This window comes from Vibrio penaeicida (assembly GCF_019977755.1).
Taxonomy (GTDB): Bacteria; Pseudomonadota; Gammaproteobacteria; order Enterobacterales; family Vibrionaceae; genus Vibrio; species Vibrio penaeicida.
In genome coordinates this window covers 763100-779846 of sequence record NZ_AP025145.1, presented here as the reverse complement: position 1 = coordinate 779846, position 16747 = coordinate 763100, and the positions used below count along the sequence as shown (strand labels likewise).

The window sequence follows — 16747 nt, the reverse complement described above, 5'->3', positions numbered from 1 at the left end:
ACTTAAGATCGGTTGATCTAAAGGTAACCCAACGTTTCCCAATGAAAGTCAATTAGGAGGACACAATGAGGAAACTAACAACACTGATTGCGTTAAGCACGGCACTAGTAACGAGTGCTGCATGGTCAAAGCCATTGGATATTGTGTTTACTCACCATTCCTCGGCGTCTAACCCATTCTGGCAAGCCGTCAAAAAAGGATTTGATGATGCCTGCGGCAAGATTGATGCAAAATGCCAAATGATTTTCACCCAAACCGAAGGTGCTATTGATCAGCAAGCGGGCAACATGATTGCAGCGTTAGCCGCGAAGCCGGATGTTCTCATCACCTCTATCGTGGATAACAACGCGTTTGATGAAATCATCGCTCGGGCTCGCGCAAATGGCACCATCGTCATGGCAGCGAACGTGGATGATTTGGAAGGAGCGAGCGGTAACGCTAGGCAAGCCTTTATTGGTCAAGGGTTTGCCCCTGCTGGTTACTCATTAGCGAAGAAAATGGCGGAATTTTTCCCTGAAAAAGGGCCTATTCACGCCGTTGTTGGTATTTCTGCTCCGGGTCAGAATTGGTCGGAACAGCGAGGGGCTGGCGTACTTAACTTCCTAAACGATTTCAAAGAAGCTAACCCATCTCGTAAGGTCAATATTGTTCGGTTAGACACAGGCACAGACGGCGCCGTCGTGGCGGAACGCGTAGGTGCTTACATCAATGCTAATCCAGATACAACCGTCTACTTCGACACGGGGCTGTGGCATGCGTACGTTGCTCAAACACTTGCTGATAAGGGAGTTCCCCCAGGCAAAGTTTTAATGGGCGGCTTTGATATTGTGGCCGAAGTACTTCAGCAGATGAAAGCAGGATACATCCAAGTACAAGTCGATCAGCAGCCTTATATGCAGGGATTTATGCCAGTGATGCAAGCTTACCTTGCGAAAAACTTCGGCTTATCACCGACCGACATCGATACCGGACAAGGCTTGGTGGTGAAAGAAGATGTTGATCAGCTTTGGGATTTGGCGCGCAAAGGGCTGCGCTAGCAATAGCTAGACTGCCGCGAATAAAACCTAGGCTGCCGCAAAGAAAACCCAGACTGCCGCGGATAAAACCTAACCGGATATCACGATGAAAAGATTGATAAAGCTCTGCATGGAAAAACCTGAGCTCGTTGGGATCGTATTTCTCATACTGCTTGGTATTGTGTTCGAAGTTCGATCAAATGGTGCCTTTCTCAATACCGAAAACCTCAGAGGCATATTGGGATTACTGCCAGAAATGGGGTTGGTCGCAATAGGGGTTACCTTGCTAATGATCAGCGGAGAGTTCGATCTCTCTGTGGGTTCCACCTTTGCTTTTGCCCCCATGTTTATGGCTGTCTTGTTGGAACAAGGCTGGGCGTTTGGCTTGGCTTTTCCGTTGGGATTGCTGATGGCGATGGTGATTGGGCTCATCAACGGCATTTTAACCATACGCTTCGACATCCCCAGCTTTATCGCCACACTGGGTATGCTGTTTGTGGTTCGCTCCCTGACTATCGTGATCTCCGGTGGTTTTCCACCGCTATTGCCATTGGGCGTCCTACCTAAATGGCTGTTCACCGACTACGTTGGTCCCTACGACTTCTTTAGGATGTCGGTATTCTGGTTTGTTGCCATCGCCATACTAGTGTCGGTATTGCTGTCACGCACCAATTTCGGCAATTGGATTCGAGCCACAGGAGGCTTTCTTCCCGCTGCGCAGTCTATGGGTATCCCAACGGCCAAAGTTAAAATCACCTGTTTCGTATTGTGCTCTCTGCTGGCAGGGTTTGCGGGCTGTATACAAGTAATGCGGCTTGGAGCCCCTCTTCCCTCCATCGGTGAAGGGATGGAATTGCAAGCGGTCGCAGCGGCCGTGATTGGTGGAACCGCACTCACTGGAGGCATTGGCACCATATTAGGCGGCATTGTTGGAGCCGTGTTGATTCGGGTGATTGATAACGGATTGGTGCTCAGCCGAGTCGACGCCAATTGGTTCAAGATGGCGATTGGCTTGCTTACCATTATCGCCGTTGTGCTCAATGCTTGGCTACGCAAACGAGCCAAATCAATGAAGGTAGAGGTGTAATATGCAGTCCGTCATTTTAGAGTGCAAAAACCTCCACAAATGGTATTCCGGAGTTCACGCTTTACGTGGCGTGAGCTTGGATATCTTTGCTAATGAAGCCGTCGGTTTGGTTGGTGATAACGGGGCAGGAAAATCGACGTTGATCAACATTTTGTCAGGTACGCAAGTGCCTGATGATGGTGAATTGTATATGGATCAGCGCCCTCTTGCGCTTCGAAAGCCCAAAGATGCCATGGATAAAGGCATCGAAACCATCTACCAATACAACTCTATGGTGCCCACCATGAGCATCGCTCGAAACATATTCATCGGGCGAGAGCCACTTAAGTTCGCTATTGGCCGCTTTGGTATTCTCGATCAGGAAAAAATGCGCACCGAAAGTGTGAAAGCCATTGCCGATGTCGATTTGCATCTAAGATCGCCTGATGCACTGGTTGGCGAGCTATCCGGAGGCCAAAGACAAGGCGTCGCAATTGCCAGAGCCATGCATTTTAAGTCCAAAGTCATGATTCTGGACGAACCCACCAATCACCTTTCGGTAAAAGAAACCAATAAGGTGATCGACTTTGTGTCAGGGCTCAAACATCAATCCATCACCAGTATTTTCATCAGCCATAACATGCATCACGTGTTTGCCTGTTGCGACCGAATTGTCGCCATGGCACGCGGGGAAATCGTGCTGGATAAACGAGTGGAAGACACCAATATAGACGAAGTTCAGTCGGTGCTATAACCCAGCTTTCTTGAGTTGATTGCCTAGCCAAGACTGATAGTAAGGAGCAACCATGATTTCATTACAAGGAAAACGCGTTTTGCTGACCGGGGCTTTAGGAACGCTCGGGCAAGCGCAAATCAAACAGCTTACAGAATTGGGTGCTCACGTATTAGCATTGGATTTACCAGAGCTTGTTGCCGCTCACTCATCAGCAAGCCCAAATGTCACGCTTATCCCCTGCGATTTGGGCCAACTGCAAGAGTCACAGAAAACTGTGTCTGATTACATCGCAAAACTGGGTGGCGTGGATATCCTAATCAACAATGCAGCGCTGATCATCAATCGTCCGTTTGAAGACTTTTCGATGGAAGAATACGAAAGCCAGATCCGAGTCAACTCTTCCTCTGCCTTTGCCTTACTTTCCAGCGTGACTCCCCATATGAAAACGAACCGTTGGGGAAGAATCATCAATTTCACCTCAATTACCTTAAATGGGCAGGTAGAAGGCTATGTGCCGTATGTGGCATCCAAAGGGGCGCTACTTGGGTTAACTAAGTCTCTCGCTCGGGAGTTGGGCGAGTTTGGAATTACAGTTAACGCCGTTGCACCTGGTGCCATTGTCTCGGATGCGGAAAAGCGCGTTTTTGGTCATAAAGCTCAGGAATACAGTGACTGGGTGCTGGACAGGCAGTGCCTAAAGGTGCGTATTCAACCGGAATCTGTCGCACATTTGGTCGCTTTTTTATGTTCTGACTGCGCTAGTATGATCACTGGTCAAAATATAGGCATAGACGGTGGATGGTCCTGATGGAATATTTGGAAAATGAGTTCCTGCGAATAGAGTGCTCAGCTCAGCATGGCGCTGCAATCACCAAAGGTGAGGCAAAAATGAATGAGCAGTGGGTACCGTTTTTGTATTCCGACCAGTCCCAGAGTGGCAAAACCAACGCCAATGGCATGTATGTGTTAGCTCCTTTCTCGAACCGAATATCGAAAGGCGGTTTTGAGTTCGAAGGCGTTAAACACCCAGTGAACAGAAACGTACAAGCCGAACCCTACCCTCTTCACGGAAACGCCTGGCAATCCGAATGGGATCTGGTGTCACAAAGCGAGTCTCAAATTTTTTATCGCCTAGATAACGCGTCTTGTCCTCCTTTTGATTACGACGCTGAGCTCAAATATTCGATTCAAGACAACACCCTTAACTGCGAGCTTAAGGTGACCAACAGAGGCAGTAAGCCTTTACCATTTGGAATGGGTTTTCACCCATGGTTCTACCGGCATGCAGGAACGGAAGTCTATTTCGAGGCGCTAGGAATATGGATGGAGGACGAAGAGCATCTGCCCACTAAACACCTGAGCTTGGTTGAAGCTGCTAACTGGAGTTTTAATGAGTTCAGGGCAGTGCCAGAACACCTAATCAATAATGCATATACCGAATGGAATGGCGTCGCCACCATTGTGCAACCGGAAGACGGGCTTTCGATTCGGGTGACGGGGTCAGATCTGTTGTCTTACCTTATTCTTTATTCCCCTGAACAGAGTGCTGAGTTTCTATGTTTAGAGCCCGTCAGTCATCCAGTAGATGCACATAATCAGCGAAGCTTTCCGGGGTTGGTGACGTTATCGAACGGAGAAAGTATTTCGGCGGAAATGTCGATTCGCTTGTCGCCGATAAAATAGAAAAGCCCATTCAGTCCCATATAATTAAATGCCGATAGGCTCCCCGATAATTTTTACAATGGATTCAGAAAGTGCAGAAGTGACTTGAATGGGTGTATTCTCCTGCCATCTCAAACCGATGCTTCTTTCAATATTTAGCCCTGAAACTCTTATACTGATGAGGTTTTCAGGTACAAGATTTTGGGGTGCCAGAGTCATATTATGGCTATTTCTTATTAACTCAAACGCCAAGCTTTCGCGCTCTGCCCTAGCATGAATATTCAACTTAACACCTTCTGCTTTAAGCCTCGCTCTGCCAATTTGATCTAATTCACAATTGGTACGATGGATAAAAGGGAACTGGGTGAGGTCTCGGATTGAAATGACATTGGTCGTTCCTGCACAAGGGTGGTCGGGGGCGACTACCGCAACTAATGGTTCTCTCCAAAGCAATTTTTCATTCGGCATTAAACTGCCCACATTGCCTAAAATCATGTCTACGCGTTTCTTTGCAAACCAGCTTTCAATTTTAGTTGCTGAACCTTCCCATATATCGATTCTGGTATCGGGTTCACCACGCTCAAACGTTCGAAGTGCCTTAACAACGACATCCTGAGAAAGTGTATCAAGGACACCCAATATCCACTTTGATGTTTGATTAGAGTTACCAGCAAATTCTGCTTGAGCAGATTCGCATTGATTCAGGATCTCAATCGCTCGACGATAAAAATTTTGCCCTTTTGGGGTTAAGCGTAATGGTCGATTAGCTGGTCCGCTTCTGTCAAACAATGCGCCTCCCAATTCGTCTTCCAAAGCCTTTAGTCCGGCAGAGATTGAAGGCTGGGAGACGTGTAGCCGTTCCGAGGCTTTAATGGCGCTACCATAATCGACAACTGAGACTAAAAATCTCAAGTGCTGAATTTTTAACATAGAAATTTCCTATAACAACCAAGAGAAACAATTGAATATCACTATATTATAAGAATTGATATTTTGTTAGGTATATGCTCAATAAAACAAGGCGTATTTATGACAACCGTACTTCCTACTTTGCAATTTCTACAACAACATATTGAAGGTAAATTGTCTTCTAATGTGACCACTGAATTGCGATATCCTACAGCTATATCAACGTTTTTAGGCTTCCGAATTGTCGATATTGACAAGGGTCACGCAGCAATAGAAGTAGACGCAGAGCCTAGCATCCATGGAAATCAACAAGGTACTGTACATGGGGGGTTTCTGAGTGAGCTCGCCGACGCGGCTATAGGGACAGCTCATTCAACAGCGATTGACTCAGGTGAATCATTCACAAGTATCGATCTGCAAATAAAGTTCTTCTGTCCGGTTTGGAAATCGGTACTAACAGCCAAGGCTTGCCCTGTAAGGCTGGGTAAAACGATAAGCCACTATCAATGTCAAATCTATCGTTTAGATGGTCAGGTGGTTGCTCTTGCATCCAGTACAGTCATGACTCTGCGTGGAGATTCTGCGGTGGGTAGATAACCTTTGTTCCAGTTGGCTGCCTAACAGGTTATCTCAATTAAGTACTTTTAAGGTTTCCTTATGTTGAAAAGCCTGAGCATTGACCCAGGCTTAGGCTGCGTGTGATTTTGATTATCGCGCTAACCAGCCACCATCCACAGCAATCGTGTACCCGTTTACGTAATCAGACGCTGGTGAGGCGAGAAAGACAGCAGGTCCTGCCAAGTCTTTTGGTAGACCCCAGCGCTGAGCTGGAATTCGCTCTAGTATTTCCTGGTTTCTTTTCTGATCCGCACGTAATGCCGCCGTGTTGTTGGTTGCCATGTAGCCCGGTGCAATCGCGTTAACATTAATGCCTTGCGATGCCCATTCATTCGCTAGAAGCTTGGTCACCCCCATTACCGCACTTTTTGAAGCCGTGTACGATGGCACACGAATACCGCCTTGGAAAGAAAGCATAGACGCGATATTGATGATTTTGCCACCCTCTCCCTGAGCAATGAATTGCTTGGCAACCGCCTGAGACATAAAGAAAACACTCTTGATGTTGAGGTTCATTACGTCATCCCAGTCTTTCTCTGAAAACTCTAGAGCATCTGCACGGCGAATGATGCCCGCATTGTTCACCAGAACGTCAATTCGACCTGCCATGCTTATGGCTTTATCAACGACCTGAGCAATCACGTCGCTGTTGCTAAGATCGGCAATGATTGAGTAAAAGTTCTGACCTGTCGCTTCAACAAGCGAAGGTGTGTCTTCTGGATCGGAGTAATTGACGCCAACTATATCGCAGCCTGCTTGAGCCAGTGCAACTGCCATACCTTGTCCTAAACCTGTATTACAGCCAGTGACTAGGGCAACTTTTCCTTTCAGGTTAAAGGTATCTAACACCATGTTCTTCTTCCTATTTTTATAGTTATCCGATTCTCATACATTCATAAAAACAAATGAATTTGGAAGAATTCATATTGAAACAACGTTTCATTCGAGTTTTTAGGCAAAAAAATATAAATAACGGATATGTGATTAAATTTTTAATGTTTCTCTATCAAATAAATTAGAGTTCTTAGGTTCCACGCCAAGCAGTCTCTACTCAAGCTAAGTAATGTGTTGCGCTCACCGCTCTCAGTTTTTCCGCCGCTTGTTCTGGCGTTAAATCGCGCTGGCTTTCACCCATCATTTCGTACCCAACCATGAATTTTCTTACCGATGCACTTCTCAGTAACGGGGGATAAAACAGGGCATGAACTTGCCAGTGTTCAGGGTTTTCAGATTGTTCAGGTGCGCCGTGCCACCCCATCGAATAGGGAAACGAACACTGGAACAAGTTGTCGTATCGGCTAGTAAGCTCTTTTATCGCTATCGCCAAATCTTCTTTTTGTTCTTGAGAAATAGCCGTAAGACGGTGGGTTATGGCCTTTGGCAATAACATGGTTTCAAATGGCCACGCAGCCCAATAAGGGACTAACCCCACCCAGTGCTCGGTTTCAACGACAATGCGCTCCTTTGCAATCAGTTCACGCTGAACATAATCATGAAGCATCACGGATCCATACTGGGTGAAATACTCGCGCTGTGATTGATCCTTTTTCGCTACATGAGTTGGAATGAAACTGTTCGCCCAAACTTGACCATGCGGATGCGGCTGAGAGCACCCCATCGTGGCACCTTTGTTCTCAAAAACTTGTACCCAAGCATAAGTTTTGCCTAGCTCTCCAAGTTGTTCGTTCCACGTATCAATGATTTTTTCAATCGCTTTCACGGGAAGCTCTGGCAGTGTTTTACTGTGGTCTGGCGAGAAGCAAATGACTCGGCTCTCGCCCGTTGCGCTTTGCAATTTAAATAGCGGGTCGCTTGTCGTATCGGCGAAAGGGACGGCTTGTGTTAACGCTGCGAAATCGTTCTGAAATACAAACGTTCCTGTATAATCTGGGTTCTTGTCACCACTTATGCGAACGTTGGTTGGGCAAAGAAAGCACTCTGCCTCATAACTCGGCAACGCTTCCTTAGTTTGTTCCTCTTGCTGGCCTTGCCATGGGCGCTTAGCGCGATGAGGAGAAACCAACACCCATTCTTGCGTTAACGGGTTAAATCGTCGGTGCGGATGCTCGGTAGCATCAAATTCGGAGAACATATCGCTCATTACTGCTTCCATTTAAATGTGAACCTGCTTCTTTCGAAGAGACGGGTCAATAATTGATGAGAATTCAGACGTTAATCGAGTCAAACTTGGGTAAAACTGCCGCTCATTGAACACCTTATCCCCTTTAAGGAGGTGCTCACGCGGTGCATTTTTGAAACGACAAAAGAAGACTTGTTTCCCCGATGATTGGGAAAACTCCGCGAGCATCCTAACGCCTAGGTGGTCAATAAAATTGATTCCTCTCCCTAAAATGATGACGTTAGGCGCAGAGATACTTTGCAGCTCACTGTGAAGGTGCTGAACGCTGCCAAAAAATATGGACCCGTTGATACGAACAACCTGTACCAAGCCAGACACGTCTCTGTCCATGGCAAGATCGTCGTTATCCAAATAGTCGACAACGGGGCGCGATGTTTGTCGTAGATAGAAGAACAACGATGCTCCAACACCTACGTAAATGGACAATTCCAAATGCATTGTCATCGCAGCAATACAAGTAAGCAGCAGAACAATCGCCTCTTTTTTGTCGTGACGGATGATGTCGGCTATGTGGGGAACATCAATGAGGTTGAACGCCACAACCAATAGAATGCCCGCCATACCTGCAATAGGGATATAAGCGGCGTATTGAGCAAAAAAGACCATGATGACTGCTAGGAAGAGACCAGCAAAAACGGCGGCCAGTGGCGTTTTCGCTCCGCTACTAAAGTTAACCCCACTTCTGGTAAACGAACCCGACGACACGTAACAGGAGAAAAATGATCCTGCAACATTGGATAGCCCCTGCCCGATGAATTCTTGGTTGCTGTCTATGTGCTGTTTGGATTTCAGTGCGACCGAACGAGCAATGGATATGGCTTCTACCAACCCCAGCAGCGAAACTGCCACAATACCGCTCAGCATAGATTCGAAGGGGACATTACTTAGATTTGGGATAGAAAAGACTGGTAGCCCAGATGACACCTCACCCACCAGCTGAATTTCGAACCCCGCGTTGTTCATGCTATACGCCAGCCCCATAGCGACAAGTATCGCGATAAGCATGTGCGGGAGCTTGGACCACAGCTCCTTCAAAACCACGCACGTTAAAATGGTAACAATACCAATAAGCAAAGACGCTAAATGAAAATCAGGAGCGTGCTGAATGCCAAGCAAGAGATTTTCAATCGCAGTTGTGCCAGACGCGTAATTCAGCCCAAGTAGATGCTTGATTTGGCTGGCGCTGATGACCACAGCCGCACCGGCGGTGAAGCCTAGTACAACCGAATGTGAGACAAAATTGACTACCGCTCCAAAACGCAGTAACCCAAACGCCAGCTGAAGGATGCCAGCACACAGCGTGAGCGTGATAGCCAACTGGATATATAGCGCACTACCAGGTGCAGCAAACTGACTAATGGTGGTGAATACAATGACAGAAAGCGCCGCCGTCGGCCCTGAGATAAGGTGATGAGAAGATCCAAACAGCGCAGCAACGATGGCAGGGATAATTGCGGTATAAAGACCATATTCCGGTGGAAGCCCTGCAATCATGGCATACGCAACGCCCTGTGGGAGTACGATGATGGCTCCCGTTAAGCCAGCCCAAAAATCCGCTTTAAGTGATGTGAGTGTAACGCCCTCTCCCCATTTTAAGAACGGGCAGCACTTCTGAATTAACCAAGCCAAACTGTTCATTTTCGCTCTCGCTACTTCATTTTCATTCTGGCAGAACTTGCCCAAAAAGATTCATACAATGCCTTTTTTCTTTATGGGGGGTTTCCATTCAGAGCTTAGGCTGCTTTTCGCTCATTATACGAAGAAAAACCATACCAACAACATTTTTAAAAAGCCGTTTCATTTATTTTTGTTAAACAAGTTAAATTATGTGACGGCGATTATAAAATAGCGTTTCAAAAATTTATTCACAGATTAGTCAGTGATAAGGTGGCATTCTTCTAGGGAGGTATTGCCTTCCTTTCAATCGAAACAAGAGAGAAGTAGAGAATGGAAGTACGTCAAGCTATTCACAGTGAACACGCGAAAACACTAGGAACACAGCAGTTGCGTGACGAGTTTTTAGTTGAAAACATCTTCGTGGCGGATCAATTGACGATGACCTACAGCCACATCGATAGAATTATTTTTGGCGGTGTTCAACCTGTCGGTCAAGAAGTGGTACTCGATCCGGCTTTAGGCGAACAAATCGGTGTGGACTACTTTCTTCAGCGTAGAGAGTTGGGTTTAATCAACGTAGGTGGCGATGGCGTGATTGTTGTTGATGGTGAAAGCTACACTATTAACCACCAAGAAGCGTTGTACATTGGTCAAGGCGCAAAAGAAGTCACCTTTTCTAGTACAGATGCCGCGAACCCAGCGAAGTTTTACTACAACTGCGCACCAGCACACACGCATTACCCAAACAAAAAAGTAACGCTAGAAGAGGCAGCTCCAGTAACGCTAGGTGACGCTGCTACCAGTAACAAACGTACCATTTACAAGTACATTGTGCCGGATGTTCTACCAACGTGTCAGCTGCTCATGGGTTTAACAAAGCTTGAAGAGAATAGTTTGTGGAACACGATGCCGTGCCATACTCATGACCGCCGTATGGAAGTGTATTTCTACTTCAACATGGATAAAGACGCGGCTGTTTTCCACTTTATGGGTGAGCCACAAGAAACACGTCATATGCTGATTCACAATGAGCAAGCGGTAATTTCACCGAGTTGGTCAATCCATTCTGGTGTGGGCACGCAAGCTTATACGTTCATTTGGGGTATGGTCGGAGAAAACCAAACGTTCACCGATATGGACCACATCGCTGTAGAAGATATTAGATAAGCATTTTTCCTGTTGCTGCCCTATTTCGTCCCCTCAAAAATTGGGCAGCCTTAGCTGTAAGTTGTAACGTGTTATACCTTGCCTTTGCCGATGAAATCATCGGCATTTTTTGTTTTAGCTAAATGTATTTTTTTAAGGTTTAACACTTTCTTCACGTTTACCCCAAAAGCTGACCAAGCATCCATAGACCAAGCAAAACAAAAACACTGCCCATGACTTTGTGTTGATAGAGTCTGAATTTCTTACTAGCAATTAAAGACTTTCCGAGCGTACCAGCCAACCCAACTAAGATAAGGTTAAAAGCGAGCCCAAGCACATTGAGCAGAAATCCGAGTGCCATCATTTGCTCACCGGAGCTGGCGTCAATTTTGCCCGACACAAATTGAGGTAAAAACAGCACAAAAAACATCAAAGCTTTTGGGTTTAACAAGTTGCTGAGGAGAGCGCGTTGGTAGAAGGTTGTCGCCATTTTACTGCGACCATCCAAGTCTGGTGTTTCGGACACATTCGATTTTATACAGTCCCAACCCATCTTAAGCAGATAAATCCCGCCAATTAGGTTAAGCGCCGATAGTGCCAATGGGTTCATCGTAATAAGAGTCGATACCCCTATTGCCGCTAGAAGCGTTAGAATCAAGCCAGAAGTAGCATTTCCTAAACTGGCAAAAAGACCAACTTTTCGACCGTAGCTCATGCTTGAAGTCGCTATCAGCAGCATGTCAGGGCCAGGAATCAAAAGTAAGGCGAGAACCGCTGTTAAATACACCGGAAGTATGGATAAATCGATCATGATTCAGCTAGCAATTGACAAGGGAGCCGAATGTTATATTAAAACCAGATCAATTATCCATACTTTAGGTCGTCAATTGTGTTTATGTTGGTTTATTTGATTGCAAAGCACTCAATGAGATTAAGTCACCGTCACTCGGTGTAGCTTTCTCGGCGTATCACCATAGTCAATCACAGCATAATGCTGAGTAATTCGGTTGTCCCAAATCGCCATTGCGTTATTGCTCCATTTAAATCGCACCTGAAACTCAGGTTGTCTTGCGACTGAAAACAATTCATTTAGGAGCGTTTGGCTTTCACTGCGATCGAGTTCATTTATAGAGCGCGTAAACTGCTCATTAATGTAGAGAGTCTCTTTACCTGTTTCAGGGTGGGTTACGACAACTGGGTGAGTGACAGGTGGGTTCTCTTCAGAAGTTTTCACCACGTCTTTATGCCAATCCAACTCAACAAGATCAGGATCAATATCTTCAAAAGCTACCAAGGAATGCGTCGCTGTAAGCGATTTCAACTTTTGCCTTAGATCTAAACTCAATGATTCATATACCGCACTCATGGAACACCAAATGGTATCACCACCGCATTGTGGAAGGTGCTGGGCATGCAGCAAAGAGCATTTAGACGGACGTTTTCTCCATGTAAGGTCGGTATGCCAAAGGCTCTCAAAAGGTGCATTGCCTTTCGTTGTTTCTATCACGCTCACTTGGGGGTGGCTTGCAACGTTTGGAAAAAATGGGTGAATAGGCTCTAGCTCTCCAAAGAGTGCAGCCAAATTCAAATGCTGCTCTGGTGATAACGTTTGGTTTTCTAGAAAGACAACTTGATGCTGCAAGAATGCTTGATACAACGCTTCAAATTCAGCATCACTGCATTGAGACAGTGTTAAACCATGAATTCTCGCGCCAATGTGCGGTGTAAGAGGTTCTATTTCAATCATTTGAAGATTCGTTTCCTTTAATTTCCTTGTTGCCGTACAGGTTAAAAACAGCTATACCCTAAGAATATCGGAGTGCTAGGATACCCCTAACCTACACTAGCTCCATTGGCGCACGTAGATTGGCTGAGCACTGCCACCCTGTTTGCAACGGGGGTAAACAATTCACTTACAATACTAGACCGGACAAACGTGAATTTTCTTGAACGCTTAAATGTTTATTTTTATCACTCAGATCGTGAAAAGCAATGGCATCATGATCCTGCAAGGATTTTGGGGTGGAGTAGTGAACAATCGCAATTTACGCGGTTTACCGTGTTTGAACGCGAATTAGACTTTCAAAACAAGTCTGTTCTGGACCTGGGATGTGGTTATGGCGACCTTGCCCACTTTCTAAACGTTAAGCAACGCTTAAAGCACTATACTGGCGTCGACTTTCACAAGAGCTTTATTAAACAAGCTAAACTAGAAGCAAGTAACACTATGCACTTCCAGCATGGTAATTTTTCCCAAATGAAGCTGCCAAAGCACGACATATCGATTGCTTCAGGCTCACTCAATTACCAAAGCAGCGACAAAAATTATCTTCAAAAAGCCATACATGCAGGATATAGAGCCAGCAACGAAGCGTTTGGATTTAATCTGTTAAATAGCGAGTATTTTCGAGAAGATCGGTTACTCAAAGCACACAATATGAGCGATGTTATTTCAATGTGTCGCCAACTGACCAATGAAGTACAAGTAATCGACGATTACATGGAAGAAGATTTCACCATTATTTTAAGAAAATCATGAAGCGCAGCGAACACAATCCCCATAAATGATTTTACCTTTGCCCTGCTTTTTGGCCTGATAAAGAAGAACGTCGGCGCGCGCTAGTGCGTCTCTTGGGGAATTGTCTTTAGCGTCAAAACAAACGCATCCACCCGAAAAACTGATTGGACTTGGAAGGTTTAGCGTTTCTTTCTGCAACTGCTCAAACGCGCTGTAAAGCCGCTGCATCACACCTTCTACGCTTGCGACACCGGTTGCTTTAAGTACAAGGCAAAATTCATCCCCACCGTGGCGAAAAGCGATATCTTTCGATCGTAATGTTTCATCTATCGCTTTAGCCAAAAGCCACAAAAGCTTGTCACCCGTTTGGTGCCCAAAATTATCGTTAATTTCTTTAAATCCATCCAAATCGAACAAAACAATACAAGACGACTTCTTCGACTGCAGAAAGCGATCAAACAAGCTTTGGCTCATTTCATCCAGCATCCTTCGGTTATGCAGCCCCGTTAAGGAATCTACATACGCGATTTGATCTAATTCCAAAAGTTTACTGACATCGGAAAATACCCAGATTCGACCTTGCCCCATATTGTCATCTTCATAGGGTTGGCTGCGACGCATGAACGTTCTACCATTTTTGAACTTTAGGAAGTCTTGTGAATCTTCAAGTGAGTCGTAAAGCCGGTTAACTTCAGAAATAAATGCATCGGGATCTTCAAGTTGACCAATGACAAAATCCAGCATTTGATCATCATCTTTCGTTTGGATGATTTGGTCCGGAATACCCCACATTTGTGCAAATCGGGCATTCGAATAAATGACAGACCGAGTACTGTCAGTGATCAAGACACCATCCGGAAGAGTGTTTAAGGCTGTTTTGTAAATATTTGAATACATCCTCGCCCTCGTCTATATAAGCTTTCCATAATAAACTTATCAATACAAATATAGACCGGAATTAGGCACAATTACGTTCACCTGAGATTTTTTTTTGCATTTTTGAGAAGCGAAAAAAAGCCGACACAAATTCGTCGGCTCTATCTAAAAACATTGATACATCCTAAATGTATCAAAACTAACCATTAGAGGTTCGCGGCTAACTTGCGTTCTTGTGAGTCATTTTCTTCAGACGCTTCTGAAAAAATATCGGCCACAGCGCTTCGCTCTAACTCTCCCTTCAGATTACCTTCATCATCAACAACCGGCAGCGAGTAGTCACAACACATTGTTTCAGGGAGCACTTCTTCAATAATGGCATCTGGAGATATAGAAGGCACAGATTCGTAAATTTCTTCACAAATGTCGGTTCTATCCTTCATAGCGGCAGCGTCTTTCAACCCTTCTTGGGTTAGCAAGCCTTGATAACCTTCATCCGTTACGTGGTAAGCATAATCATTCTTAAGCTGCTTCATTTGGATGAGTGCTTCTTCAATCGTTTTGGCAGAAACACGATAAGCCGGCGGCTGCATCACGGTTTCTACGGTTAACGCACGAGCACGGTTTACGTCTTTTACAAAGGCTTCAACGTATTCATCGGCTGGGTGCAGAAGAATTTCCTCTGGTGCCCCTTCTTGCACCAGTACGCCATCTTTTAGAATCGCGATACGATCGCCAAGGCGAAGTGCTTCATCCAAGTCATGCGTTATGAAGATGATTGTTTTATGCAGCTTTTCTTGCAATTCAATCAGCTGATCTTGCATTTCACTACGAATCAACGGATCGAGGGCGGAGAAAGCCTCGTCCATCAGCAAGATTTCTGCATCCGTACACAACGCGCGAGCCAAGCCAACACGTTGCTGCTGGCCACCTGAAAGCTGAGCAGGATACTGCTTTTCGTACCCTTTTAAACCAACGGTTTCTAGCCACTCAGTGGCTTTAGCGATACGTTGTGCTTTATCAACTTTTTGTACTTCCAAGCCGTAAGCAACGTTATCAACAACGGTTCTGTGAGGCAGTAAACCAAAACGCTGGAAAACCATCGACATTTTATGCCTACGGAAGTCTTCCAATTCTTTGGTATCTAAGCTCATCACATCAATGCCTTCTACCATGATCTTCCCTTGGGTAGGGTCAATCAATCGGTTGAAATGACGAATAAGTGTGGATTTACCCGATCCAGATAACCCCATAATGACGAATATCTCGCCTTTGTTGATTTTAAGATTGATGTCTCTTAAACCAACGGTGTGACCGGTTTCCGCTAAGATGTCGTCTTTTGAATCACCATTTTCAACTCGCTTAACCACAGACATTGGGTTAGAGCCAAAAACTTTCGACAAATCGCTGATTTCAATGAGTGGCTTAGTCATGCTTAAGCCCTCCTAGGTGTGCTTGCGTACGTTTTGCATAAGCTTGTGAAGATCGGTCAAACAAAATGGCTAAGGCCACAATGGCAAAGCCATTCAAAAGCCCTAAAGTGAAATACTGGTTGGTAATCGATTTAAGAACAGGTTGACCCAATCCTTTAACCCCGATCATCGAAGCGATAACGACCATTGAAAGTGCCATCATGATTGTTTGGTTAATACCAGCCATAATTGTTGGCATCGCCAGTGGAAGCTGTACTCCCCATAAACGTTGAGAGCGGTTAGCACCAAAGGCTGTTGCCGCTTCCAGCACTTCACTATCCACAAGGCGGATACCGAGGTTGGTTAGCCTAATAACGGGTGGTATCGCGTAAATAATTACGGCGATAAGACCAGGGATTTTACCGATACCCAAAAGCATAACGACAGGAATGAGGTAAACGAATGCAGGCATCGTCTGCATTACATCAAGAAGTGGTGTGACGACCGATTGCACTTTATTAGAGCGTGCCATAGCGATACCTATCGGTATACCTATTATAATCGCAAGCGCCGTACAGACGGTGATTATGCTAAGTGTTCGCATGGTGTTTTCCCACATGCCGAAATACCCAATAAGCAAGAGTGAAACAGCGCACCCTATCGTTAGCTTCCAGGAACGACTCGCGAGATAGACCAGCCCCGTACACACTGCGAGTACAACAAACCATGGGGTTGAGATGAGGAGCTTTTCAAACCAGATTAAAAAAGAGAGAAGAGGGTCAAAAATTGCTTCAATCAAGTCACCGTATTCACGGGAAAACTCTTTGTAAGCCCCATCTAATGTTTTGCGAATCGTTCTGAGGTCAGCGCGATCCATTTCAGGGAAACTGGTTAACCAGCTACTGTCAGACATAATATTTCCTTTACCATACGGGGCAGCTAGACGCTCCTAGACTGCCCCGATGTACATCTTTGTACGACCCGCATTGTCAAACAGGCCTATATTGCTTAAGCAAATTCAGATGATCTTC

17 protein-coding genes are annotated in these 16747 nt (G+C 45.5%); 8 read left to right on the top strand and 9 right to left on the bottom strand.

Annotated elements, in window-relative coordinates; all coding sequences use genetic code 11:
* Positions 1 to 65: 65 nt before the first annotated feature.
* The 5 genes from LDO37_RS21840 (at position 66) to LDO37_RS21820 (ending at position 4501) form a co-directional block, all read left to right on the top strand.
* A complete protein-coding gene (locus LDO37_RS21840) occupies positions 66 to 1037 on the top strand; it encodes a sugar ABC transporter substrate-binding protein (protein WP_126609332.1) in 972 nt (323 codons plus the stop codon).
* An 85-nt stretch (positions 1038 to 1122) separates the two neighbouring features.
* Complete coding sequence (locus LDO37_RS21835; RefSeq protein WP_126609333.1) at positions 1123 to 2103, top strand: ABC transporter permease; 981 nt, start codon at positions 1123 to 1125, stop codon at positions 2101 to 2103.
* A gap of 1 nt (position 2104) precedes the next feature.
* A complete protein-coding gene (locus tag LDO37_RS21830; protein WP_126609334.1) occupies positions 2105 to 2836 on the top strand; it encodes an ATP-binding cassette domain-containing protein in 732 nt (243 codons plus the stop codon).
* Positions 2837 to 2888: 52 nt separating this feature from the next.
* Entirely contained in the window at positions 2889 to 3626 is a 738-nt protein-coding gene (locus tag LDO37_RS21825) for an SDR family oxidoreductase (RefSeq protein WP_126609335.1), read from the top strand.
* On the top strand, positions 3626 to 4501 hold the full coding sequence (locus LDO37_RS21820) for an aldose 1-epimerase (protein WP_185829912.1): 876 nt from the start codon (positions 3626 to 3628) through the stop codon (positions 4499 to 4501). The genes LDO37_RS21825 and LDO37_RS21820 overlap by 1 nt, the downstream gene beginning before the upstream one ends.
* 24 nt (positions 4502 to 4525) lie before the next feature.
* On the opposite strand, the gene LDO37_RS21815 is transcribed toward LDO37_RS21820, so the two are convergent.
* Entirely contained in the window at positions 4526 to 5410 is an 885-nt protein-coding gene (locus LDO37_RS21815; RefSeq protein ID WP_224055876.1) for a LysR family transcriptional regulator, read from the bottom strand.
* A gap of 99 nt (positions 5411 to 5509) precedes the next feature.
* Between LDO37_RS21815 and LDO37_RS21810 the strand changes: the two genes are divergently transcribed.
* Positions 5510 to 5986 (top strand): PaaI family thioesterase, encoded by a 477-nt coding sequence (locus tag LDO37_RS21810; protein WP_126610205.1) that lies wholly within the window; start codon positions 5510 to 5512, stop codon positions 5984 to 5986.
* Between the two features lie 111 nt (positions 5987 to 6097).
* Here the strand turns inward: LDO37_RS21810 and kduD are convergent, their stop codons facing one another.
* The 3 genes from kduD to LDO37_RS21795 all read right to left on the bottom strand — a co-directional run bounded on the left by kduD (position 6098) and on the right by LDO37_RS21795 (position 9785).
* Positions 6098 to 6859 carry a 2-dehydro-3-deoxy-D-gluconate 5-dehydrogenase KduD gene (kduD, locus tag LDO37_RS21805; protein ID WP_126610204.1) on the bottom strand — a complete coding sequence of 254 codons (762 nt, stop codon included), beginning with the start codon at positions 6857 to 6859 and terminating at the stop codon, positions 6098 to 6100.
* Positions 6860 to 7058: 199 nt separating this feature from the next.
* Positions 7059 to 8099, bottom strand: a complete 1041-nt coding sequence (locus LDO37_RS21800; protein WP_399482019.1) for a UDP-glucose--hexose-1-phosphate uridylyltransferase — start codon at positions 8097 to 8099, stop codon at positions 7059 to 7061.
* Positions 8100 to 8120: 21 nt separating this feature from the next.
* Complete coding sequence (locus tag LDO37_RS21795; RefSeq protein WP_126606293.1) at positions 8121 to 9785, bottom strand: SulP family inorganic anion transporter; 1665 nt, start codon at positions 9783 to 9785, stop codon at positions 8121 to 8123.
* 309 nt (positions 9786 to 10094) lie between these two features.
* Here LDO37_RS21795 and kduI point away from each other — a divergent pair, with 309 nt between their 5' ends.
* A complete protein-coding gene (gene kduI / locus LDO37_RS21790) occupies positions 10095 to 10931 on the top strand; it encodes a 5-dehydro-4-deoxy-D-glucuronate isomerase (protein ID WP_126606294.1) in 837 nt (278 codons plus the stop codon).
* A gap of 157 nt (positions 10932 to 11088) precedes the next feature.
* Here the strand turns inward: kduI and LDO37_RS21785 are convergent, their stop codons facing one another.
* Together LDO37_RS21785 and LDO37_RS21780 are read right to left on the bottom strand one after the other, a co-directional pair.
* The gene (locus LDO37_RS21785) at positions 11089 to 11721 is read right to left on the bottom strand and encodes a LysE family translocator (RefSeq protein ID WP_126606295.1); all 633 of its coding nucleotides are present in this window, start codon (positions 11719 to 11721) and stop codon (positions 11089 to 11091) included.
* Positions 11722 to 11841: 120 nt separating this feature from the next.
* The gene (locus LDO37_RS21780) at positions 11842 to 12657 is read right to left on the bottom strand and encodes a TauD/TfdA dioxygenase family protein (RefSeq protein WP_126606296.1); all 816 of its coding nucleotides are present in this window, start codon (positions 12655 to 12657) and stop codon (positions 11842 to 11844) included.
* 189 nt (positions 12658 to 12846) lie between these two features.
* Between LDO37_RS21780 and LDO37_RS21775 the strand changes: the two genes are divergently transcribed.
* Positions 12847 to 13449, top strand: coding sequence for a class I SAM-dependent methyltransferase (locus LDO37_RS21775; protein ID WP_126606297.1), 603 nt, complete (start codon positions 12847 to 12849; stop codon positions 13447 to 13449).
* Here the strand turns inward: LDO37_RS21775 and LDO37_RS21770 are convergent.
* The 3 genes from LDO37_RS21770 to LDO37_RS21760 all read right to left on the bottom strand — a co-directional run bounded on the left by LDO37_RS21770 (position 13444) and on the right by LDO37_RS21760 (position 16629).
* On the bottom strand, positions 13444 to 14325 hold the full coding sequence (locus tag LDO37_RS21770) for a sensor domain-containing diguanylate cyclase (RefSeq protein ID WP_126606298.1): 882 nt from the start codon (positions 14323 to 14325) through the stop codon (positions 13444 to 13446). The two genes, LDO37_RS21775 and LDO37_RS21770, sit on opposite strands and share 6 nt — an antisense overlap.
* Before the next feature lie 185 nt (positions 14326 to 14510).
* Entirely contained in the window at positions 14511 to 15737 is a 1227-nt protein-coding gene (locus LDO37_RS21765) for a quaternary amine ABC transporter ATP-binding protein (protein ID WP_126606299.1), read from the bottom strand.
* On the bottom strand, positions 15730 to 16629 hold the full coding sequence (locus LDO37_RS21760; RefSeq protein ID WP_101109912.1) for an ABC transporter permease: 900 nt from the start codon (positions 16627 to 16629) through the stop codon (positions 15730 to 15732). Before LDO37_RS21760 ends, LDO37_RS21765 begins: the two co-directional genes overlap by 8 nt.
* Positions 16630 to 16747: the final 118 nt, after the last annotated feature.